This window comes from Streptomyces sp. NPDC059994 (assembly GCF_042737755.1).
Lineage (GTDB): Bacteria > Actinomycetota > Actinomycetes > Streptomycetales > Streptomycetaceae > Streptomyces.
This window is the reverse complement of record NZ_JBHWUR010000072.1, coordinates 16,985-38,679: the sequence shown is the minus strand read 5'-3', so window position 1 is coordinate 38,679 and position 21,695 is coordinate 16,985. Positions and strand designations below refer to the sequence as shown.

Annotated in this window: 19 protein-coding genes; 7 read left to right on the top strand and 12 right to left on the bottom strand. The window is 72.1% G+C overall.

Annotated features, from left to right (window positions below):
* Positions 1-134: 134 nt before the first annotated feature.
* The 7 genes from ACFWA7_RS28330 to ACFWA7_RS28300 form a co-directional block, all read right to left on the bottom strand.
* The gene (locus tag ACFWA7_RS28330; RefSeq protein WP_385547477.1) at positions 135-1,295 is read right to left on the bottom strand and encodes a hypothetical protein; all 1,161 of its coding nucleotides are present in this window, start codon (positions 1,293-1,295) and stop codon (positions 135-137) included.
* Entirely contained in the window at positions 1,292-2,065 is a 774-nt protein-coding gene (locus ACFWA7_RS28325) for a PP2C family serine/threonine-protein phosphatase (protein WP_385547474.1), read from the bottom strand. The genes ACFWA7_RS28330 and ACFWA7_RS28325 overlap by 4 nt, the downstream gene beginning before the upstream one ends.
* 37 nt (positions 2,066-2,102) lie before the next feature.
* Complete coding sequence (locus ACFWA7_RS28320; protein ID WP_385547471.1) at positions 2,103-2,867, bottom strand: hypothetical protein; 765 nt, start codon at positions 2,865-2,867, stop codon at positions 2,103-2,105.
* A 37-nt stretch (positions 2,868-2,904) separates the two neighbouring features.
* On the bottom strand, positions 2,905-3,927 hold the full coding sequence (locus tag ACFWA7_RS28315) for a hypothetical protein (protein WP_385547469.1): 1,023 nt from the start codon (positions 3,925-3,927) through the stop codon (positions 2,905-2,907).
* 117 nt (positions 3,928-4,044) lie between these two features.
* Positions 4,045-4,503, bottom strand: a complete 459-nt coding sequence (locus ACFWA7_RS28310) for a hypothetical protein (protein ID WP_385547466.1) — start codon at positions 4,501-4,503, stop codon at positions 4,045-4,047.
* Positions 4,490-5,473, bottom strand: a complete 984-nt coding sequence (locus ACFWA7_RS28305) for a serine/threonine-protein kinase (protein ID WP_385547463.1) — start codon at positions 5,471-5,473, stop codon at positions 4,490-4,492. Before ACFWA7_RS28305 ends, ACFWA7_RS28310 begins: the two co-directional genes overlap by 14 nt.
* A 233-nt stretch (positions 5,474-5,706) precedes the next feature.
* On the bottom strand, positions 5,707-7,551 hold the full coding sequence (locus ACFWA7_RS28300; protein WP_385547460.1) for a phosphoenolpyruvate carboxykinase (GTP): 1,845 nt from the start codon (positions 7,549-7,551) through the stop codon (positions 5,707-5,709).
* 271 nt (positions 7,552-7,822) lie between these two features.
* Between ACFWA7_RS28300 and ACFWA7_RS28295 the strand changes: the two genes are divergently transcribed.
* The 3 genes from ACFWA7_RS28295 to ACFWA7_RS28285 are packed head-to-tail and all read left to right on the top strand — an operon-like array spanning position 7,823 to position 10,764.
* Positions 7,823-8,503 carry a hemolysin III family protein gene (locus tag ACFWA7_RS28295; RefSeq protein WP_385547458.1) on the top strand — a complete coding sequence of 227 codons (681 nt, stop codon included), beginning with the start codon at positions 7,823-7,825 and terminating at the stop codon, positions 8,501-8,503.
* A gap of 58 nt (positions 8,504-8,561) precedes the next feature.
* Complete coding sequence (locus ACFWA7_RS28290; RefSeq protein WP_385547455.1) at positions 8,562-10,115, top strand: MFS transporter; 1,554 nt, start codon at positions 8,562-8,564, stop codon at positions 10,113-10,115.
* Positions 10,116-10,125: 10 nt separating this feature from the next.
* Positions 10,126-10,764, top strand: a complete 639-nt coding sequence (locus tag ACFWA7_RS28285) for a TetR/AcrR family transcriptional regulator (protein ID WP_385547452.1) — start codon at positions 10,126-10,128, stop codon at positions 10,762-10,764.
* Positions 10,765-10,877: 113 nt separating this feature from the next.
* Here ACFWA7_RS28285 and ACFWA7_RS28280 read toward each other — a convergent pair whose 3' ends face one another.
* On the bottom strand, positions 10,878-12,878 hold the full coding sequence (locus ACFWA7_RS28280; RefSeq protein ID WP_385825838.1) for a thioredoxin domain-containing protein: 2,001 nt from the start codon (positions 12,876-12,878) through the stop codon (positions 10,878-10,880).
* Positions 12,879-13,234: 356 nt separating this feature from the next.
* Here ACFWA7_RS28280 and ACFWA7_RS28275 point away from each other — a divergent pair, with 356 nt between their 5' ends.
* Both ACFWA7_RS28275 and ACFWA7_RS28270 read left to right on the top strand, forming a co-directional pair.
* Positions 13,235-13,801, top strand: a complete 567-nt coding sequence (locus ACFWA7_RS28275) for a Uma2 family endonuclease (protein WP_385825836.1) — start codon at positions 13,235-13,237, stop codon at positions 13,799-13,801.
* Between the two features lie 219 nt (positions 13,802-14,020).
* On the top strand, positions 14,021-17,281 hold the full coding sequence (locus tag ACFWA7_RS28270) for a tetratricopeptide repeat protein (RefSeq protein ID WP_385825834.1): 3,261 nt from the start codon (positions 14,021-14,023) through the stop codon (positions 17,279-17,281).
* Positions 17,282-17,418: 137 nt separating this feature from the next.
* On the opposite strand, the gene ACFWA7_RS28265 is transcribed toward ACFWA7_RS28270, so the two are convergent.
* Together ACFWA7_RS28265 and mca are read right to left on the bottom strand one after the other, a co-directional pair.
* A complete protein-coding gene (locus ACFWA7_RS28265) occupies positions 17,419-17,667 on the bottom strand; it encodes a hypothetical protein (protein WP_385825832.1) in 249 nt (82 codons plus the stop codon).
* Positions 17,660-18,541, bottom strand: coding sequence for a mycothiol conjugate amidase Mca (gene mca, locus ACFWA7_RS28260; RefSeq protein WP_385825830.1), 882 nt, complete (start codon positions 18,539-18,541; stop codon positions 17,660-17,662). The genes ACFWA7_RS28265 and mca overlap by 8 nt, the downstream gene beginning before the upstream one ends.
* 127 nt (positions 18,542-18,668) lie before the next feature.
* Between mca and ACFWA7_RS28255 the strand changes: the two genes are divergently transcribed.
* Both ACFWA7_RS28255 and greA read left to right on the top strand, forming a co-directional pair.
* Positions 18,669-19,070, top strand: coding sequence for a DUF4307 domain-containing protein (locus tag ACFWA7_RS28255; RefSeq protein WP_385825827.1), 402 nt, complete (start codon positions 18,669-18,671; stop codon positions 19,068-19,070).
* A 230-nt stretch (positions 19,071-19,300) separates the two neighbouring features.
* The gene (gene greA / locus ACFWA7_RS28250; protein ID WP_385547431.1) at positions 19,301-19,798 is read left to right on the top strand and encodes a transcription elongation factor GreA; all 498 of its coding nucleotides are present in this window, start codon (positions 19,301-19,303) and stop codon (positions 19,796-19,798) included.
* A gap of 69 nt (positions 19,799-19,867) precedes the next feature.
* Here the strand turns inward: greA and ACFWA7_RS28245 are convergent, their stop codons facing one another.
* Together ACFWA7_RS28245 and ACFWA7_RS28240 are read right to left on the bottom strand one after the other, a co-directional pair.
* Entirely contained in the window at positions 19,868-20,719 is an 852-nt protein-coding gene (locus ACFWA7_RS28245) for an ABC transporter permease (RefSeq protein ID WP_385825825.1), read from the bottom strand.
* Positions 20,716-21,690, bottom strand: a complete 975-nt coding sequence (locus ACFWA7_RS28240) for an ATP-binding cassette domain-containing protein (RefSeq protein WP_385825823.1) — start codon at positions 21,688-21,690, stop codon at positions 20,716-20,718. The genes ACFWA7_RS28245 and ACFWA7_RS28240 overlap by 4 nt, the downstream gene beginning before the upstream one ends.
* Positions 21,691-21,695: the final 5 nt, after the last annotated feature.

Here is a 21,695-nt window from a genome sequence, read left to right as displayed (position 1 = left end):
CCCCTGTAAGGGGCGCGGGGAACTGCGCGCTCAGCCAGCGACAACCCGCAGACGACAACGCACCCTGTAAGGGGCGCGGGGAACTGCGCGACCAGCCCAGCACGGTCCGCAGACAATGACTCACCCGCGGAAGCTCATCCCACCGACAGGATCAGCACCAGCAGGACCAGCAGAACCAGCCCGACCAGCAGCGCAGTCGGCACCCCCGACCGTGGTGGCGCGACCGGGGCCGGGCCGAGGTTGAAGACGTCGTGGCCGGTCACGGACGCCCGGCCGCACCACGGGCACTCCGCGAGGTGCGACCCGTACGTATGCATCGGGCGGTCCGGACAGACCCGTACCAGCGACCGCTCGCGGTCCAGCGCCCGCAACCAGTCCTCCGCCGAAGGGCGCGCCGCAGGGTCGAGGACGCCGGGGCCGAACGCCGCCCGGGACAGGCCGAGGAGCTCGGGCGGCAGCACGGACGGGTCCACGGTCCCGCGCGGCACCACGACCTGCTCGGGCCGCACCACGTACGAGATGCTCGCCGCGATGTTGTCCTGGACCGTCGACTCCGGCGCGCTGTCGTGCGGGACGCCCCCGAAGGGGTGGTTCCCGGCCGTCAGCAGCTGGTACACCAGAACCGCCAGTGCGAAGTCGTCGCTCGCGCGCGTCGCCGGGCCGCCCGCGTGCCGCTCCGGCGCCGAGTAGTCCGTCGTGTGCATCAGACAGGGGAACAGCTCCCCCGTGACCGCGTCGGTGAAGGCGATGGAGTCGCAGTCCAGGAACGTGATGAAGCCGTTCGCGTCGACCACCACGTTGCTGCTGGAGAAGTCCCCGATGACCAGGCCCTCGTGGTGCATGCGGGCGGTCATGAACGCGAGGTTCCAGGCGACGCCGAGCAGGAACCGCCAGTCGGCCCGTTCGTGGAAGAGCCGGATGCGCTGGGCGCGCGTGAACAGGCCCACCAGCTGGACGTGTTCGGGCTCCCCGAACCGCTGCATCGCGTACCCCAGGAACGCGCCGCCCGGCGCCCGCGCGGGCGCGGTCGGCCAGGCGAGCTCGGGCCGCTGGGAGCGGTCGGTGGGGCGCCCGCCGAGCGGGGACATCGTGAGCATCCGGGTCAGCCGCCGCTCCTGCTCGGGGCCGGGCGGGTCCCGGTAGAGCTTGACCACGACCCGGTCGTCGCCCTCGACGGGGTAGACGGCCGCCTGGCCGCCGCCCTTGAGCGGGGCGGCGGCCAGGACCACCGGCACCCCGCCGAGCAGCACGGTCCGCCCGCCGGGCCCGCCACCGGTGCCGTTCGCCACGCTCATGTGCCCCCTCCCGTACGCACCGCGCGCACCGCCCGCAGCAGCGTCTTGTCGTCGCCGTTGAGCGCGGTCAGCCGGTCGGACCTGAGCAGCGCGGCCAGCCGGTCGTCCTCGTCGTCGGACGCCACCGCCTCCGTGTCCAGCGAGCGCAGCACCGCCGCGGCGAAGGACTCGTTGGGCGCCTGCGGGGCGCCGGCCGACCAGGAGAGCGCGGCCTGGGCCAGGCCGTCGGTGGAGAGCAGGACGCCGTCGACGCCGTCGTCCCGTACGCAGTCGGTCCGCACCCAGCGGGCGGCGTCCGGCGTGCTGAGGAACACCGTCTCGTTGCTGTACTCGCTCACGGCCGCGGGCTGCGGCAGCAGATGGAACTGCCGCTCGCCGTCCTCGGTCCCGGCCCGCAGCACCACGAAGCCGTCCCCGACGCTGACGTGGCCCAGCCACCCGGGCGCGAGCACCACCACGGTGAGCGTCGTCGCGTGTTCCCCGGCCGCCTCGCCCGTACGGTCGAGGAAGTCGTCCACGACCCGCTGGAAGCCCTGGCGCAGCAGCCGGTGCGCGGCCGGGCCGTCGGCCCCCGAGGCGGGCAGCCGGCCGAAGTGCTCCACCGCGAGGCGGACCGCGAGCAGTGAGCCCTCGCCGGAGCGCGGCCTGCTGCCCGCGCCGTCGGCGACCGCGAGGACCGTGACGGGCCCGTCCGTCGAGCACCGCCAGGCGTCCTGGCAGGCGACGCCGTCCCGGCGGTGCCGGTAGCCCTCCACACTCAGGCCGTGCACCCGCCAACTCCCGTGCGCCCGCGCCCCCATGGCCCGCTCAGGCTTCCCAGGCCGGGCGCTGCGTCTTGAACTGGCTGAAGATCTTCTCGAAGACCTCGTCGCCCGCCCCCCTGGTCTCGGCGCTGGCGCTCGCCGACATCATCTGGAGCAGCTGTCGGAACGGAAAGCCCTGGAGCCGGGCGTTGAACTTCGGCGCGTACGCCTGGAGCACCTGCTCGGCCAGGTCGGTGAGCCCGCCGACCCCGATCGCGTACAGCCTGAAGCGCCGGGCGGCCTGCTCCTCGGCGAGCACCGGGACGAGCCGCTGCCAGGTGCGGCTGATGTGGCCGGTGCCGTCGGTCGGGAGCCCGTCGGTGACCAGGCAGATCTGCGGCCGGTAGTACTGGAGGCCCTGGGAGCGCAGCTCGGCCTTGCGGGCGGTGACCACGTGCATGGCCAGTTCCAGGGCCTCGGTCATCAAGGTCACCCCCGAGGCGTCGAGCCGCGGCGGCTCGAACATATGGGCAGCGACGAACGGGCCGACCGGCGAGCCCGGTTCGAGCGGCTGCCCGCCGCGCCAGGCGGTGACGCCCCGGCCGCCGAAGGTGATCACGGCGACCTCGACGCTGTAGCTGAGGCTGACGTCGTCGTGGAGCTCGCGGGTCCATTCGCTCAGCGCCGTGTTGAGCGCGTCGATGGGCGGGCCCGCCATCGAGCTGGAGGTGTCGAGACACAGCACCAGCGGCAGCCGTTGGGCGTTGTTCTCGAACTCGATGTCGGCGTACTCCGCCGGAAGTGTCCTGGTTGGCTGCTGCCTGCGCATCTGGCCTCTCCCCGTTCCCGTACTTCGCCCTTGCTGGTCAACCGCCGTGCGACGCACGGTCGATGACGGTCCGTCCGTTCTCCGCGTACGCGTGCGCGTACAGGATCCCGGCGTCCTTGCCCCGGCCCTCGCTGACCTCGACGGTGGCGCCGGGGGCGGGCGCGGGCGTCCCCGGCTCGGACCAGACCGCCCGGCGCAGACACTGGTCGAGCTCGACGTACCCCTGCGGGTGCAGCGCGGTGCGCACCACGGCGACGCGGCCCGGCGCGGCCGGCCTGCCGACGTCACGGCCGGGCGCCGCACGGTGCCTGCCCGGCGTCCCGGCCGTGCTCGGCGTGCCGGTGGCGCTTCCCGTACGGCCGGTGTGCGCGGCGGCCGGGCGCCCTGCGGCGGGTGCGGCGAACGCGAGGCGCGGGCCCCGTGAGCGGCGTACGGCGAAGACCAGCGCGGTCACCAGGAGCAGCAGCAGGGCGGCGACGCCGAGCGCCGGGACGAGCAGCGGGGAGCCGCCGCCGGAGCCGCCGACGCTGTCGGAGTTGCGGGCGAGCTCGGCGGCCAGCCCCGCGTCCACCAGCTCCTTGCCGCGCAGGCTCTTGCCCTTGTGGCCCGCCGTCGCGACGGTCTCGCACAGCTTGCCCTCGCAGGCGCCCGCCTCGCGCAGGGCGGTCACGGTCCTGTCGTCGAGCCGGGTGATCTCGGCGTCCGGGTCGACGAGCCGGTCCCCGGCCAGGACGAGCAGCAGGGTGCCGCCCGCTCCCGTCGGGTGCCCGGCCGGGACCATGAGGACCAGCGGGCCGCGGTCGAATGTGGCCTTGCGCTGGGAGAGCTTCCAGTCGGCGGTCTTCCCGTCGAGCTCCAGCGGCCGGTGCAGGGTGACGAGCACGGACGCGTCCTGGGTGCCGACGCGCCCGGCCCAGCAGTCCAGCCGGGCGGCAATTCCCCCCGAGCACGAGCGTTCAGCGGCGGCGGCCGGAAGGGCGGGTGCGAGCAGGGCCACGGTCAGCAGCCCGGCCAACGCCCACAGCTGTCGCGCGGCGCGCGGCCAACGGAGCTGCCCCATGTGTGAAAACCTCCCCGCCCCCGGAAAAGCACATCGCAAATATGACGGCACCGGCGCCTGCCCGTAAGGGTTTTGGCCATTCCCGGGGCGTTTCCGGGACATTCCCGAAAGCCACACCTACAACTGGAAAACCTGGTGGCACCGGACGAACATCTGCCTCGCCTGTTCCACCCAATCCCCGGCCAGAGAATCGAATTCGGGCTGGTTCATCCGACAGTTGAGCGGCAGGGTGCAGACCCCGGCGATACAGGGCCGCGGCCCCCGTACGTCCCACACCGACAGCATCGGGACCAGCTGTTCGGTGTTCCACGCGTTCGCCGCCGCGGCGGCCGTCGCCAGCTGGTCGCCGCGCAGGAACCGGCCGTCGGTCATGAACGCGACCAGCAGCTTCGTGGTGGTCATGAACCGGACGGTGACGGCTCTTCCGGCATCCGCGAGGTCGAAGCGCAGCGAGACGGAGACCGTGTCCTCCTCGCAGTGCAGATGGCGTCCGGCCGCCCACCCGTGGACCAGCGACCGCCACTGGACGCCCAGGTCCCTCCCGTCGCCCGACGGTGTCCCCTCAGAGTGCCGCACGGCCCACCGCCTCGATCACCATCGCGTCGCTGAGCCCCGCGTCGAGCAGCGTCTGCGCGTGCAGCAGCAGACAGGACGGCAGCGAGGCCCCGCTGCCGGCCGCCCGGTGGACCTTCAGCTCACCGGTGCGGACCCGGATCCGCCGGGCCACCGTGGGCGGCGGCCAGGTGAGCGCCCGCGCGGCGCCCGCCTCCGGGCCGAGCAGCCCCTGGAGCAGCACGTCCAGACCCGGCCGGTCCTCGGGCCGCTTGGCCAGGCACCCGGCGACCAGATCCCTCAACTCACCGGGTACGTCGTCGAGTTCGGGCTCGGCGTGCACCACCCGGTAGGCCACCCCGGCGCCGTGCCGGAACGGCGCGTACCCCGCGACGGCGTAGACGAGGACCCCGCCGAGCGAGAAGACGTCGCTGGCGGGCCCGGCCCGGTCGCCGGTCATCTGCTCGGGCGACATGTACGGCGGCGTCCCCATCAGCTGCCCGGCCCGGGTCAGCCCGGTAGCCCCGGCGACCGCCGAGATACCGAAGTCGATGACGCGCGGCCCGTCTGCGGCGAGCAGCACGTTCGACGGCTTGAGGTCGCGGTGGACCACCCCGGCGCCGTGGATTGCCTGTAGCGCCTCCACCAGACCGGCCCCGAGCCGCCGCGCCTGCCCCTCGGTCAGCGGCCCGTCCGCGCCGACGGCCTCCGACAGGGCGGGCCCGGGCACGTACGCCGTGGCCAGCCAGGGCAGTTCGGCCTCCGGGTCGGCGTCGACGACCGCCGCCGTGTACGCCCCGCCGACCAGCCGCGCGGCGGCCACCTCGCGGGCGAAGCGCCGCCGGAACTCGTCGTCGGCCGCGAGTTCGGGACGTACGACCTTGACCGCGACGGCCCGGCCCGCGGGCGACCGCCCCAGATACACCCACCCCATCCCGCCGGACCCCAGCCGCCCGACGATGCGGTACGGCCCCACCCGCAGCGGATCACTCACCGGTGTGCGCAACCTCCGCGCCCCCTCACTCGGCCCAACGCGCTCCGGGTCCGAGTGTCCCGCGAACGCCCGCCCCCGGCAGCCGCCATGGCGAAAAACACTCCCGGGAAAGCGATCCGGCCCCCGGAGCCGTGAGGGGGCTCCGGGGGCCGATCGTGTCGTGGCGGACCGTCGTGACCCCACTGGTCAGGGCGGTGTTCGGGGCAGCCCGCCACGAGTCTCGGGCGGGCGGGTCAGCCCAGGCGGGCGACCAGCGCGCGGTACTCGTCCCACAGCTCCTTGGGCGTGTGGTCCCCGAAGGTGTTGAGGTGCTCGGGGATCAGCGCCGCCTCCTCGCGCCAGACCTCGGTGTCGACCTTGAGCAGGAACTCCAGGTCCGCCTCGGGCAGTTCGAGGCCCGCGGTGTCCAGGGACTCCCTGGTCGGCAGGATGCCGATCGGGGTCTCGACGCCCTCGGCCCTGCCCTCCAGGCGCTCCACGATCCACTTCAGGACACGGCTGTTCTCGCCGAAGCCGGGCCACACGAACTTGCCCGCGTCGTTCTTGCGGAACCAGTTCACGTAGTAGATCTTGGGCAGCTTGGCAGCGTCCGCGGTGGCGCCGACCTTGACCCAGTGGGCCATGTAGTCGCCCATGTTGTAGCCGCAGAACGGGAGCATCGCGAACGGGTCGCGGCGCAGCTCGCCGACCTTGCCCTCGGCGGCGGCGGTCTTCTCGGAGGCGACGTTCGCACCGAGGAAGACGCCGTGGTTCCAGTCGAAGGACTCGGTCACCAGCGGTACGGCGGAGGCGCGGCGGCCACCGAAGAGGATCGCGGAGATCGGGACGCCCTTGGGGTCCTCCCACTCGGGGGCGATCGTCGGGCACTGGCCGGCCGGGACGGTGAAGCGGGCGTTCGGGTGGGCGGCCGGGGTCTGCGACTCGGGCGTCCAGGCGTTGCCCTTCCAGTCGGTGAGGTGCGCGGGCGCCTGTTCGGTCATGCCCTCCCACCACACGTCGCCGTCGTCGGTGAGCGCCACGTTGGTGAAGACCGAGTTGCCCCACAGCGTCTTCATCGCGTTGGCGTTGGTGTGCTCACCGGTGCCGGGCGCGACGCCGAAGAAGCCGGCCTCGGGGTTGATCGCGTACAGCCGGCCGTCCTCGCCGAACCGCATCCACGCGATGTCGTCGCCGATGGTCTCGACGGTCCAGCCGGAGATCGTCGGCTCCAGCATGGCGAGGTTGGTCTTGCCGCAGGCGGACGGGAAGGCCGCGGCGACGTACTTCGACTCGCCCTGCGGCGGGGTCAGCTTGAGGATGAGCATGTGCTCGGCGAGCCAGCCCTCGTCGCGCGCCATGACGGAGGCGATGCGCAGCGCGTAGCACTTCTTGCCGAGCAGGGCGTTGCCGCCGTAGCCCGAGCCGTACGACCAGATCTCGCGGGACTCCGGGAAGTGCGAGATGTACTTGGTGGAGTTGCAGGGCCACGGCACGTCGGCCTCGCCCGCCTCCAGCGGGGCGCCCAGGGTGTGGACGGCCTTCACGAAGAAGCCGTCGGTGCCGAGCTCGTCCAGGACCGGCCGGCCCATACGGGTCATGGTGCGCATGGAGACGGCGACGTAGGCGGAGTCGGTGATCTCGACGCCGATCGCGGAGAGGTCCGAGCCGAGCGGGCCCATGCAGAAGGGCACGACGTACATGGTGCGGCCGCGCATCGAGCCCCGGAAGATCCCCTTCTCACCCGCGAAGCCGCTTCCTTCTCCGGTAAAGATGGCCTTCATCTCGGCGGGGGCTTTCCAGTGGTTGGTCGGCCCCGCGTCCTCCTCCTTCTCGGAGCAGATGAAGGTCCGGTCCTCGACCCGCGCGACATCGGAGGGGTCGGAAGCGGCGTAGTAGGAGTTCGGGCGCTTGATCGGGTCGAGCTTCTTGAACGTGCCCTTGGCGACGAGCTCCTCGCAGAGGCGCTCGTACTCGGCCTCGGAACCGTCGCACCAGACCACCCTGTCCGGCTGCGTGATGGCTGCGATCTCGTCTACCCAGGAGATGAGCTCCTGGTGATTCGTCGGGACAGTGGTGGAAGCCGCGATGTCGCGCGCCACGATCGCTCCTTGTTGAAGGTTCGGTATCCCCTTGTGGGGGAATTTCGTTCGTTGCCCCGTGGGGGCTGCGACCCGGACGCTTCTTCTGGTACCTGGCGCTCATCCGGTGCCGACCGCACTCATCTGATCATCCGTGCCGTTCGCCCATATGTCCAGAGGCACTCTCACGTGAGCATCGCCACTCATCCTCCCTTGTTCATCCGTGGTGCACGCGGCCGGGGCATACGGTTACGGGCCGCCCCCATCCGTAACCTACGGAGGCGTAGGTAGCATGCGGGACATGACTGATCAGGTGACGGCCCCTGCGCCGACCGTGCCCCTGAAGCCCAGACTGCGCGGCTGGCTGCATGCCGGGATGTTCCCGGCAGTGGTCGTCTCGGGCATCGTGCTCACCGCGCTCGCCCACTCGACCCGGGGCCGGATCGCCTGCGGGATCTACGTCCTGACCGCCTGTCTGCTGTTCGGCGTCAGCGCCGTCTACCACCGGGGCGACTGGGGCCCGCGCGGCGAGGCGATCCTGCGCCGGCTCGACCACGCCAACATCTTCCTGATCATCGCGGGCACCTACACCCCGCTCACCCTGCTGCTGCTCCCGGACTCGACCGGCCGGGTGCTGCTCTGGGCGGTGTGGGCGGCGGCGCTCGCCGGGATAGCCTTCCGCGTCTTCTGGGTCGGCGCCCCGCGCTGGCTCTACACCCCCTGCTACATAGCGATGGGCTGGGCGGCGGTCTTCTTCCTCCCCGACTTCATGCACACCGGCGGCATCGCGGTGCTCGTCCTGGTCGTCGTCGGCGGACTGCTCTACAGCGCGGGCGGCGTGATCTACGGCATCAAGCGCCCCAACCCCTCGCCGCGCTGGTTCGGCTTCCACGAGGTGTTCCACTCCCTGACGCTGGCGGCGTTCGTCGTCCACTACGTCGGAATCTCCCTGGTCGCCTACCAGCATTCTTGACGCCGACCCTCTTTTGAGAGTTACTGTCACTTGACGGTAACTCTTACGGAGGTGTGCCATGACACAGGTTTCCGGCCCCGATCCACGGCGCTGGTGGGCCCTGGCGGCGATGGTCGCGAGCATGCTGGTGCTCGGCTTCGACATGACCATCCTCAATGTCGCGCTGCCGACGATGGCCCAGCAGCTCGGCGCCACCACCGGCCAGCAGCAGTGGATGGCCGACGCCTACGTCGTGGTCTTCGCCGCCCTGATGCTCCCCGCCGGACTCCTCGGCGACCGCTTCGGCCGCCGCCGGATGCTCATCACGGGCCTCGGGATCTTCCTGGCGGGCTCCCTCGTCGGCGCGCTGACCACCAGCGTCGGGGCGGTCATCGCGGCCCGCGCGGTCATGGGAACAGGAGCCGCGTTCGTCATGCCGCTCGCCCTGGCCGTACTGCCCTCGCTCTTCCCCGCCGAGGAGCGCACCAAGGCCGTCTCGATCGTCACCGCCTCCTCCGCGCTCGGCCTGCCGCTCGGCCCGATCATCGGCGGCTTCCTGCTCAACCACTTCTGGTGGGGCTCGGTCTTCCTGATCAACGTCCCGATGGTCGCGATCGGCATCACCGCCTGCGCCTTCCTGCTCCCGGAGACCAGCGACCCGGCCTCGCCGCGCGTCGACGCCCTCTCCACCGTGCTCACCGCCGCAGGCCTCGGCTCCCTCATCTACGGGATCATCGAGGCGCCGACGCGCGGCTGGAGCGACGCGCTGGTCCTCGCCACGCTCGGCGGCGGCGCGGCACTGATCGCCGCCCTGGTCGTACGGGAGCGGCGCGCGCCGCGTCCGATGCTCGACATGAAGCTGCTCGCCCACCGGCCGTTCCTGCTGAACACGCTGGCGGCCACGCTGGTGATGTTCATCCTCGCCGGGCTGATGTTCGTCCTGCCCCAGTACCTCCAGGCGGTGCTCGGCAACGACGCCTTCGGCACCGGGCTGCGGATGCTGCCCCTGATGGGCGGGCTGACGATCGCGGCCAAGGCCGGGGAGCCGGTGGTGCGGCGGTTCGGGGCGCGGGCCACGATCTGCGCGGGCCTCGTGGTGCTCGCCTTCTCGGCCTTCCTCGGCAGCCGTACGACCGTGGAGAGCGGCTACGGCTTCACCGCGCTGTGGCTGACCCTGACCGGACTCGGCTTCGGCTTCGCGATGGTGCCCGCGATGACGGCCGCGCTCGCCACGCTGCCGCCCGACCGCGCGGGCAGCGGATCCGGACTGCTGATGACCGTACGTCAGGTGGGCAGCGCGGTCGGGATCGCGCTCCTCGGCTCGCTGCTCGCCGGGGTGTTCGCGGACAAGCTCGACACGGCCGGGCTGCCGGGGCCCGCGGCGGACCGGGCGGGGGACTCGGTGGTGGCCGCACACCTGGTCGCGGCGCGCCTCGGCGACTCCCGGCTCGCCGCCTCGGCCGACTCCGCGTACGTCCACGGCATGAACACGGTGCTGCTGGTGTGCGGGGTGGCCGCGCTGGTCACCGCACTGCTCGCGGCGGCGCTGCTGCCGGGGCGGGAGGGGCCGGAACCGGCCGCGCGGGAGGTGGCGGGGACACCCGCTGATGCCGTGGACGTCATGGATGCCTGAGAATGTCGACATGTCCGCCATGCCACGCACCCGGTCCCTCGACTCCCTCGCCGAGGACATGCAGCCGCAGCTCGGGCTGCGCGAACGCAAGAAGCTCAAGACGCGCGTCGCGATCCGGCGCGCGACGTACCGGCTGATCACCGAGCAGGGGTACGACGCGACGACGGTCGAGCAGATCGCCGAGGCGGCGGAGGTGTCCCCGTCGACGGTGTTCCGCTACTTCCCCACCAAGGAGGACATCGTCCTCACCGACGAGTACGACCCGATCATGGTCGGCGAGCTGCGCGCCCGCCCCGCGGACGAGCCGCCCCTGGAGTCCCTGCGCCACGTCATCGACAAGGCGACCCGGCTGGCGCTGGAACACGACCGCGAAGAGACGATTCAGCGGACGACGCTGCTGGTCCGGGTACCGGCGCTGCGGGCCCGGATGATGCAGTCGATGGCGGTCACCAGCCGCCAGCTCTGCGAGGTCCTGGCGCAGCGGACGGGCCGCGGGGAGGGCGAGCTGGAGGTGCGGGTGTACTCGATGGCGGTGCTCGGAGCGCTCTACGAGACGACGGTGTACTGGGCGGAACGGGACCACGAGGACGACTTGGTGGAGCTGGTGGGGCGAGCGCTGGATGTGGTGCGGGACGGGTTGCGGCGCTGAGGGAGGCGGTGATCCGGCTGCGGGTCGTGGCGGGCTGGTCGCGCCCACGCGGCGGAGCCGCGCCATGTCACAGCCCCGCGCCCCGCACGGGCGCGGGGAACCCGCGTGCGCGCTCAGGACAGCGCCTGCCCCAACGCCTCCGCGCTCGTCACCGGTGCCTCGCACGTGAAGTGGCGGCACACGTACGCCGCCGGGCCCCCGTCGACCAGCGGGCGCTCCGCCAGCAGGGGGAACTCCGCGCCGGCCGGGTCGCCCACCGCCACCACCGCGCCCGGGGCACGGCCCAGCAGTGCGGCGCGGTGGAGTTCGCCTCCGGGCGGGCCCACCACGGCCACCTCGCGGGGGCCGTCGAGCAGGGCCTCGGCCGTCGCCAGGCCCCAGCCGATGAAGCGCGGGGCGCGCGGGCCGAGAGCCTTGACCACGCCCAACGCGCCCTCGGCGGCGGCCCGGTGGGCGGATGAGCCGGTGTGCGCCGCGTACGAGAGCAGCGCTCCGGCGGCCGCCGTCCAGCCCGACGGAGTGGCGCTGTCCGTGGGGTCCTGCGGGCGCCTGATCAGCTGTTCGGCATCGTGCGCGGTGTCGTAGAGCACCCCGCCCCCGCCGGTGAACTGGTCCAGGACGATATCGAGCAGGAACCCGGCGAACTCCAGCCAGGCCCCCTCCCCCGTCACCCCGGCGAGCGCCAGGAAGCCCTCGGCGACGTCGGCGTAGTCCTCCAACACGCCGCCGTTCGGGCCCACTTGGCCGTCCTTCGACGTGCGCGACAGGCGGGCGCGGTCGTCCATGTGGACGCGGACCAGCAGGTCCGCCGCCTCGGTCGCCCGCTCGACCAGGTCGGGGCGGTCGAAGTACGCGCCCGTCTCCGCCAGCGCCGCGATCGCCAGGCCGTTCCAGGCGGCGACGACCTTGTCGTCCCGGCCGGGACGGGGCCGGTTCTCACGCGCCGCGAAGAGCCGGTCGCGTACGTCCGCCGCCACCGGACCGCCATCCGGGGGCAGTTGGAGGACGGAGGCACCCTCCTCGAAGGTGCCCTCCTCGGTCACCCCGAAGTGCCGCGCTGCGGCCTCGCCGTCCTTCTCGCCCAGCGCCTCGGCCAGCTGCGCGGGCGTCCACACATAGAACGCGCCCTCCACGTGGTGCCCGCTGCCGTCGTCGCTGTCGGCGTCCAGGGCCGAGGCGTAGCCGCCCTCGGCGGTGCGCAGCTCGCGGACCATGAAGTCGGCGGTCTCCAGGGCAACCCGGCGCGCCGACTCCGAGCCGGTGGCCCGCCACAGGTGCGCGTACACCCGGCACAGCAGCGCGTTGTCGTAGAGCATCTTCTCGAAGTGGGGCACCACCCACTCGCGGTCCACCGAGTAGCGGGCGAAGCCGCCGCCCAGCTGGTCGTAGATGCCGCCGCGCGCCATCCGCTCGCAGGTGTCGGCGGCCATCTGGAGCGCGCCCTCGGCGCCCGTACGGGCGTGGTGGCGCAGCAGGAACTCCAGGGTCATCGACGGCGGGAACTTGGGCGCGCCGCCGAAGCCGCCGTGCCGCTCGTCGTAGTCGCGGGTCAGCCCGAGCAGCGCGCCCGCCAGCTCCTCCTCGCCGGGCACACCGGCGCCCCCGCCGTACACCAGCTCGCGCTCGGACAGGTCCCGTACGACCTTCGCCGCGACCTCGCCCACCTCCTCGCGCCGGTCCGTCCAGGCGGCCCGCACCCCCTCCAGGACCTGCGGGAACGACGGCATGCCGGGCCGGGGCTCGGGCGGGAAGTAGGTGCCGAAGTAGAACGGTTCGGCGTCCGCCGTCAGGAAGACGGTCATGGGCCAGCCGCCCTGGCCGGTCGCCGCCTGCACCGCCTCCATGTAGACGGCGTCGACGTCCGGGCGCTCCTCGCGGTCGACCTTGACGTTGACGAAGTGCTCGTTGAGGTACGCGGCCGTCGTCTCGTTCTCGAACGACTCATGCGCCATCACATGGCACCAGTGGCACGCCGAGTAGCCGACCGATAGCAGAACGGGTACATCACGCCGCCGCGCTTCCTCGAAAGCCTCCGGCGTCCAGGGCCACCAGTCGACCGGATTGTCAGCGTGCTGAAGCAGATAAGGCGAGGTCACACCAGCCAACCGGTTCATACGACCCAGCCTCTCACAATGCCCGGCCCCGTCGGCGAGGCCCACACGGGCTCTGCCTCGCTTGGCCGAGCCGCAGTTGTGCGCCGAGGCGGCCGTAGCGGCGGCGGGCATCCCGGACGAGGTTCTGTTCCCCGGCGATGCGCTTGTCCCTCGCACCGCCTGGGGGAGCTTGCGCGCGAGACGGGGGACCTCGGCTTCGGGGACGGGGTCCCCTGCGACGGTAACCATGGCAAGCGGAACAGGTCGATGTCGGACATCTCCTGGCGCTCTTCCGCATCAGGCGCCCCGGCATCACAGGCCAGTAGGCTGAGCCCGGCAGCGCTGGCCCCGTCAAGGCTCCTCGAAGGAGGGACACCATGACCGCCGAGATGATGGCGCCCGCGTGGATGCATACGCAGATCAGCGCGGAGCAGTACGACTCCTGGTCCGAGGAGCAGTGCGCCGGCATTGAGATCGTGGACGGGATGGTAGTCGTGAGCCCGGGCCCGTCCAAGCGGCACAAACGGCTGGCCCGGATCCTGGCCAACGCCCTGGACGCCGCCGCAAGCCCGGACTGGAACGCCGACACGGACTTCGACGTGCGCCTGCAGGACGTTCCACTCACCAACCGCCGTCCGGACGTCGTCGTCTACCGGGCGGAGACCATCGACCTCACGCCCACCCGCCCTGAACACGTACTCCTGGTCGTCGAGGTCGTGTCGCCCGGCTCGGAAACCACCGACCGGATCGTGAAGGTGGACCAGTACGCCAAGGCCGGCATCCCCTTCTACTGGCGGGTCGAACAGGCCGCCACCGGTGTCCCGATCATCTACACCCACGTCCTCGACCCCGCCACCAAGGCCTACAGGGACGGCGAGATGTTCACCGGTGTGATCAAGGCTGCCGCGCCCTTCTCCGTCACTGTCGACCTGGGAGCCGTCTGACAGCGCTGGAAGCCTGGCGGCCGTTCGACTGCCTCGTGGACGGAGCAGATACGGGGACGCCTCATAAGCCAGGCGGTTCGGCGTGGGCCCATCGTCACCCACGGGCGAGATGATCCGCCGACTCCCTCGCGCCGACGCGCGGCACGCAGGACACTTGACACCAACGGCACACTCGACCAGGACTCATGTCGCACCGGACGCTCTCGGAGGGGGACGCACATGCGGGACGGCCATCGGGCGGAGGCCGAGCGGCTGTTGGTACGCGCGGTCGAGGAGGAGGTGCGGCGCTCCGGCGGCCGGGCCGACGCCAACGCGCTGCTGACACGCGGCCGGGCGGCACTCGACGCGCTGGCGGCGAGCGCCGAGGAGGAGTACACGGCGTACACGCGGGCACTGGACGAGGCGGCGGCCGGGCAGCCGGCGCTCGGCGCGCGGTTCGCCGGCGAGAAGGCGGGCACGGCGTTCCTGGTGACCGGGGTCGCGGCGGTCGCCGCCGTCGTCGCGGACGCGGCGCTCGGGACCGGCGCGGGGCCCGCGATGGGCGCCGGGGCGGCCGTGGCCGTCGCCGGGGCCGCGACCACCGTCGTGCGGGTGACCGCGGCGCACTGGCCGGCCGCCCACCGGCGCGCGGGCGAACTCGGCCGTCCGGGCGGTGCCGAGCAGCTGCGCCTGCAGTGGCTGACGGCCCTGGACGTACGGGGCATCCGCCCGTTCCTGGACCAGCAGCGCATGACGGCCCCGGCGGCCCGCACCGGCAAGAAGGCCAGCACGTCGGTGCCCACCCAGCTGCGCGGCACGGACAAGAGCGCGGCGGCCCGGCGCCGCTCGGTCCTTGAGCAGTCGTTCGGCCATCTGCCCCAGCCGCAGGGGCCGTTCGCGGGACGGCGCGCGGAGATCACCCGGATCGCCCAGTGGGTGCACTCGGCGCGCGCCGCGACCGAGACCCGCCCCACGGTCGTGGTGCTGCACGGCCCGGCGGGCGTGGGCCGCACGGCGCTTGCCGTACGGGCCGCGCACCAGCTGCGGGACCAGTTCCGGGGCGCGTGCCTGGTGGATCTGCGGGGCGGCGCCCAGACGCCGCTGCCCACCCGGGACGCCCTGCTGCACCTGCTGAACCGGCTGGGCGCGCCCCGCGAGCAACTGCTCTTCCGAGATGGGGTCTCCCCTGCTGGAGCGGGGTCGAGAGCTCGGGGAAGGTCATCGGCCGACCAGCAGGTGCGCCGGCTCGCCGAGCTCTACCACCAGCATCTGACGGGCCTTCCGGTCACGGTGGTCCTCGACGACGCCTATGACGCCGAGCAGGTGCGCACGCTGGTGCCCGAGCGGTCCGACAGCCTGGTCCTGGTGACGGCCGCGCGCCCGCTGGAGCTGCCCGACGACTTCCCGGCGTGGGTGCACCAGCTGGCGGTGGAGCCGCTGGACGAGGCGGGCGCGGAGGAGCTGCTGCGCGAGTCGGCTCAGGAGGACTTCAAGGATCCGGATGCCTTCAAAGACACCGAATCCGCCGTGCTCGTACGGGAGTTGTGCGGCGGGCTGCCGCTCGCGCTGCGGATCGCGGGCTCCTCACTGGGGCCCCGGGACGCGCGGGCGCTCGCCGCGGACCTCGGGGCGTACGGGCCGGTGGCGCCCGTCGAGCGGGCCCTGTGGCTGCGCTACACCGACCAGTCCGAGCAGTCGCGCAGACTGCTGCGGCGCCTGGCGCTCGCCGGGCGGACCTCGCTGGGCGCGGCGGCCGCGGCGGCGCTGCTCGCCACCGGCGAGGCGGAGGCGGGCCGGCTCCTCGCGGATCTGGCGCGGGCGGGCCTGATCGACCAGGTCCGCGCCGACCGCTACCGCCTGCACGACACCGTACGGACCTTCGCGCGGGCCCGGCTCCTGGACGAGGAGGAGGCCGCCGAGCGCACGGCCGCGCAGGAGCGGCTGATCCAGAACTACGCGGACCTCGCCGACGCGGTGATCCGTATGGTCGACGGCAAACTCTCCACCCGCGCCGGACAGTTCGGCGGCCACGGCTTCGCCTCGCTCGACGCGGCCCTGCGCTGGCTCGACGACGAGTCGAGCTTCATCACGGCCGCGCTGCGCGACACGGAGGACGTGAACCAGCAGGCGGTGCTCAATCTGCTGGGCGCGCTGTGCGACTACTGCCTGCTGCGCGGCGACCTCTACCGCCTGGGCGAGATCAGCGAGCTGTCGCAGGCCGTCGACCAGGGCCTTCTTGAGCGTTCCGTACGGTGGCGCACCGGTATCGCGGCGCGCCAGCTGGGCGAGCTCGACACCGCCCGCACCACGCTGACCTCGGTGGTCGGCCTCTACCGGGAGGCGCAGAACGACGCGGGCGCGGCGCTCGCGCTCGCCTCGCTCGGCATCACCCTGCACCACCAGGGCAACCTCACCGAGGCGGCGGCCCGGCTGCGCGAGGCGATCGAGCTCCAGTCCTCGCCCGAACAGGACGAGGACCGGGCGTGGTCGCTGCACGCGCTGGCGGCGGTCGAGCGCGACCGGGCCAACCTGGCTGGCGCGCTGACCCTGCTGGACACGGCGCTCGCCCTGCACCGCGAGGGCGAGTCGCTGCACGGCGAGGCCTGGACCCACTTCCAGCTCGGCCAGGTGTGTCTGCGGATGGGTGATGTGCCGCGCGCGGACGAGGAGTTGCGCACCGCGCTCGATCTGTACGGCCGCACCCGTGACGGCCGCGGCGAGGCCTGGGCGCTGACCCAGCTGGCCCGCGCCCGGCTGGTGGACGGCGACCCGAACCCGGCCGTCGACGGGCTGCGCCAGGCCCTGTCCCGCCACCGGGAGCAGGAGGACGCGCGCGGCGAGGCGTGGACGCTGTACTACCTGGGCCAGGCCCTGGAGGAGCGCGGCGACCGCGACCAGGCGGTCCGCGAGCTGGAGCGGGCCCGCACGATGTTCTCGCGGATGCGTGATGTGTACGGCCTGGCCTGCGCCCGCCACCACTCCGGGCGGGTCACCCGCGACCAGCGCGCCGCCCAGACCGGCAACCTGCGCAACTCCGGCTTCGCCCGCCAGCTCCTGGTCGACGCCCGCGCCGACTTCCACCGCATCGGGGTCGCCCACGGCGAGGGCTGGACCTGTCTGGAGCTGGCCCTGATCGACGCGGGCAACAACCGCGCGCCCCAGGCGCTGCGGCTGTGCGACGAGGCGGTCGAGCTGTTCGACTCGTACGGGGACCTCAGGGGCGGCGACTGGGCCCGCTTCCTGCGCTGCACCCTGCTGCCGTACGCCTCGGCGGGCGGCTCGGAGATCGGGGTCGCGGTGGCCCAGGAGGAGCTGTCCCAGCTGATCCGCGCCCACCACGCCACCCGCGACAGCAAGCTGGAGGACTGCGCGGAGGCGTACGCGCTGATGCTGGAGCGCGGGGTGGAGCTGGAGGACGGCTGGCAGGCCTGGCAGCTGGGCATGGTCCCGACCCGGCACTCCCGGGAGGTCATGGGGGTGCCGGTGGGGGCGGGACGGTAACCCGGTCGGGCCCTGTCCCTCGTCGGGGCCGGGCCCCTGCCCCTTAGGGGCGCGGGGCTGTGACATATGCGGCTCCGCCGCGTGGGCGCGACCAGCCACAGCGGGCCCGCAGACGCATCCGCACCCCAGCGGGGCACCTACGCCTTCGGGTCGCCCTTGCCCGGGGCGGTCGAGACAGCCGGGGCCGCCCCACCCGCCTCGGGGCCCTCCTCGAAGTCGACCTTCCCCATGTGGCGGTTCATCGACTTCATCAGCAGCCACACGCCCACGGCCAGCGCCGCGAAGACGATGAAGCCGAGGACGCCGGGCGTCACCTTGTCGTTGTCGATGTCCTTGGCCAGCGGGACCAAGTGCGTCAGTGCCAGGCTTGCGCTCATATCAGGCATTCTCGCGTACGCCCGCGAAGAGGTCGTCCTCGGGGAGGGAAGTGTCCACGAGCGACTTCGCCAGCTCGTACTCCTCCGTCGGCCAGACCTCCCGCTGGATGTCCATCGGGACCCGGAACCAGCCGCCGTCGGGGTCGATCTGGGTGGCGTGCGCGATCAGCGCCTTGTCGCGGATCTCGAAGAAGTCCGCGCACGGAACGTGCGTGGTGAGCGTGCGCTCGACGCGCTCGAACTCCTTCCAGCGCTCCAGCCACTCGCCGTACGGGGACTCCATGCCCCGGTCGAGCAGCGCGTGGTGCAGCGCCAGGGTGCGCGGCTTGTTGAAGCCCTGGTTGTAGTACAGCTTCCGCGGCTGGTACGCCGGACCGTACTCGGACTCCGGGAACTTCTCGGTGTCGCCCGCCCCGTCGAACGCCACCATGGAGATCTTGTGGGTCATGATGTGGTCGGGGTGCGGGTAGCCACCGTTCTCGTCGTACGTGGTGATCACCTGCGGACGGAAGGCGCGGATCTTGCGGACCAGTTCGCCCGCCGCCTTGTCCACGTCCTCCAGGGCGAAGCAGCCGTCGGGCAGCGGCGGCAGCGGGTCGCCCTCCGGCAGACCCGAGTCGACGAAGCCCAGCCACTCCTGCTTGACGCCGAGGATCTCGCGGGCCTCGTCCATCTCCTTCTTGCGTACCTCGTGGATGTGCTCCTCGATGTACTTGTCGCCCTGGAGCTTCGGATTGAGGATGGAGCCGCGCTCGCCTCCCGTGCAGGTCACGACCAGCACGTCCACCCCCTCGGACACATACTTCGCCATGGTGGCCGCGCCCTTGCTCGACTCGTCGTCGGGGTGGGCGTGCACGGCCATCAGTCGCAGCTGCTCAGTCAAGACAAGATCCTCAGTGATTCGGCGCCCTGGGTGTTGCCCTCTGTGATCCGGCGCGATGGGCGGCTTCTATAGTGACCGAATCGGGGGGCGGAAAATTCCTGGCACCCCCAGCAGCAGGAGGACGACCATGGCCGCGGCAAGCCAACCGCTTCCCGAGGGGCGCTACGGGCGCACCGCGGACCAGCGCGCCGACCGCAAGCTCAAGATCATCGGTTCGGTCCTCGGCGTCGCCCTGCTCGGTGTGGTCGGCTGGATCGGCTACGACTACGTGGGCGGCCAGTCCGTGTCGGCCGAGGTCATCAAGTTCAAGGTGGTCTCCGCCAAGGCCGTCCAGGTCCACCTGGAAGTGCGCAAGGACAGGGGCGAGACCGGTGTCTGCACCCTGCGCGCCCTGGAGACCGGCGGCGACGAGGTGGGCCGCAAGGACGTCCGCTTCGAACAGAAGCAGGGCCGCATCGACGAGCTGATCACCGTCCAGACCACCTCGCGGGCGACCGCCGTCGACCTGGTCGGCTGCAAGTCGGTCTGACCGGTCCTGCGCCGCGCGGCCCGGACCGGTCCTGCGCCGCGCGCCCGGCTGCCCCGCCGGTCGATTCCGCCGCCTCGTCCACTCTGACCTGCGCCGACGTTGTCCCTGCGGTTTTCGTCCTCCCCCTTCGCGCCCTGAATTGTTAGGCTCGTGGTTTCGCCCGCCCTAGAAGGCACATCCTTCTGGGTAGGGCGATGCGCTTGTATTCCCAGTACCGACGAGGAGCACCTGTGACCCAGACCAGCGACAACGTCACCTGGCTGACCCAGGAGGCGTACAACCAGCTCAGGGCCGAGCTGGAGTATCTGTCTGGTCCCGCGCGCACGGAGATCGCCGTAAAGATCGCGGCGGCCCGTGAGGAGGGTGACCTCCGGGAGAACGGCGGGTACCACGCGGCCAAGGAGGAGCAGGGCAAGATGGAGCTCCGGGTCCGCCAGCTGACCCAGCTCCTTGAGCACGCCAAGGTCGGCGAGGCGCCCGCCGCGGACGGCGTGGTCGCCCCCGGCATGCTCGTCACGATCGCCTTCGACGGCGACGAGGACGACACCCTGGAGTTCCTGCTCGCCTCGCGTGAGTACGCGTCCACCGAGATCGAGACGTACTCGCCGCAGTCCCCGCTCGGCTCCGGTGTGAACGGCAAGAAGATCGGCGAGGACGCCGAGTACGAACTGCCGAACGGCAGGAAGTCCTCGGTGAGGATCCTCGCCGCCACGCCGTACACGGGCTGAGCCCGCTCCGTACGTAGGCGAAGCCCCCGGCCGCCCTTTCCGGGGCCGCCGGGGGCTTCGCCGTGTGCGTCAGGCCGTCGCCGAGCGGTACTTGCGCACCGCCAGGGTCCGGAACCCCACGATGATCAGCAGCGACCAGAGCAGCGAGGCGACCACCGGGTGCTGCATCGGCCAGGCCTCGGACGGCACCACGCCCGGGTTCCCGAAGAGGTCCCGGCAGGCCTGGACGGTGGCGCTGAACGGGTTCCACTCGGCGACGTGCCGCAGCCACGGCGTCATCCCGGACGTGGCGACGAACGCGTTGGACACGAACGTCACCGGGAAGAGCCAGATCAGCCCGCCGGAGGTGGCCGCCTCCGGTGTACGGACCGTGAGGCCGATCAGGGCGCCGATCCAGGAGAACGCGTACCCGAGCAGGAGCAGCAGCGCGAACGCGCCGAGCGCCTTCGGGATGCCGTGGTGGACGCGCCAGCCGACCAGCAGGCCGACGGCGGCGAGCACCACAAGGGTCAGGGCCGTCTGCACCAGGTCGGCCAGCGTGCGGCCGGTGAGGACCGCGCCGCGGGCCATCGGCAGCGACCGGAACCGGTCGATGAGCCCCTTGTGCATGTCGTCCGCGATGCCCGCGCCGGCGCCGGCCGTGGCGAAGGTGACGGTCTGGGCGAAGATGCCCGCCATCAGGAACTCGCGGTACTGCGCCGGGTCGGTGCTGCCGGCGATGTTGACCGAGCCGCCGAAGACGTAGCTGAACAGCACCACGAACATGATCGGCTGGATCAGTCCGAAGATGATCATCTCGGGGATGCGCATCATCCGGATCAGATTGCGCTTGGCCACGACCAGCGAGTCGTTGACCGACTGGACTATGCCGCCGCGCGGCTGCGGGGCTGTGAGGTGCGGGGTTTCGACGACGGCGGTCACTTGGAGCCCTCCTTCTCGTCCTCGTCCTTCTGCTCGGCCACATGGCCGGTGAGGGAGATGAAGACGTCGTCGAGGGTCGGGCGGCGCAGCCCGATGTCGTCGATCTCCACTCCGCGGTTGTCGAGCTCGCGGATGACCTCGGCGAGCAGCTTGGCGCCGCCGGTGACGGGCACGGTGAGCTTGCGGGTGTGCTCGACGACGGCGACGTCGCCCTTGCCGAACCCGGCGAGCACCGCGCGGGCGGGCTCGATCTCCTCGTGCCGGTGCACCACGACCTCGACGCGCTCGCCGCCGGTGCGGGCCTTGAGCTGGTCGGCGGTGCCGCGCTCGATCACCCGGCCGTGGTCGACCACGCAGATGTCGTGCGCGAGGTGGTCGGCCTCCTCCAGATACTGCGTGGTGAGCAGCAGGGTGGTGCCGCCCGCGACGAGCTCCTGGATGACCTCCCACAGCTGCTGTCGGTTGCGCGGGTCGAGGCCGGTCGTCGGCTCGTCCATGAACATCACCGGCGGCGACACGACCAGGGCCGCGGCCAGGTCGAGCCGTCGGCGCATACCGCCGGAGTACGTCTTGGCGGGGCGGTCGGCCGCGTCGGCGAGGTTGAACCTGTCGAGCAGCTCGTCCGCCCTGGCCTTCGCCTGCCTGGCCTTCATCTGGTAGAGCCGGCCGACCATTTGGAGGTTCTCGCGGCCGGTCAGATACTCGTCGACCGCCGCGAACTGACCGGACAGACCGATCGCGCGGCGCACCTCGTTGGGATGCTTGAGCACGTCGATGCCCGCGACCGTGGCGCGGCCGCTGTCGGGCTGGAGCAGGGTGGTCAGGACGCGCACGGTGGTGGTCTTGCCGGCGCCGTTGGGGCCGAGCAGGCCCAGGACCGTGCCCTCGGGGACATCGAGGTCCACGCCGTCCAGAGCCTTTACGTCGCCGAACGTCTTCACCAGGCCTTCGGCATAGATGGCGCCTGGCATGTCGG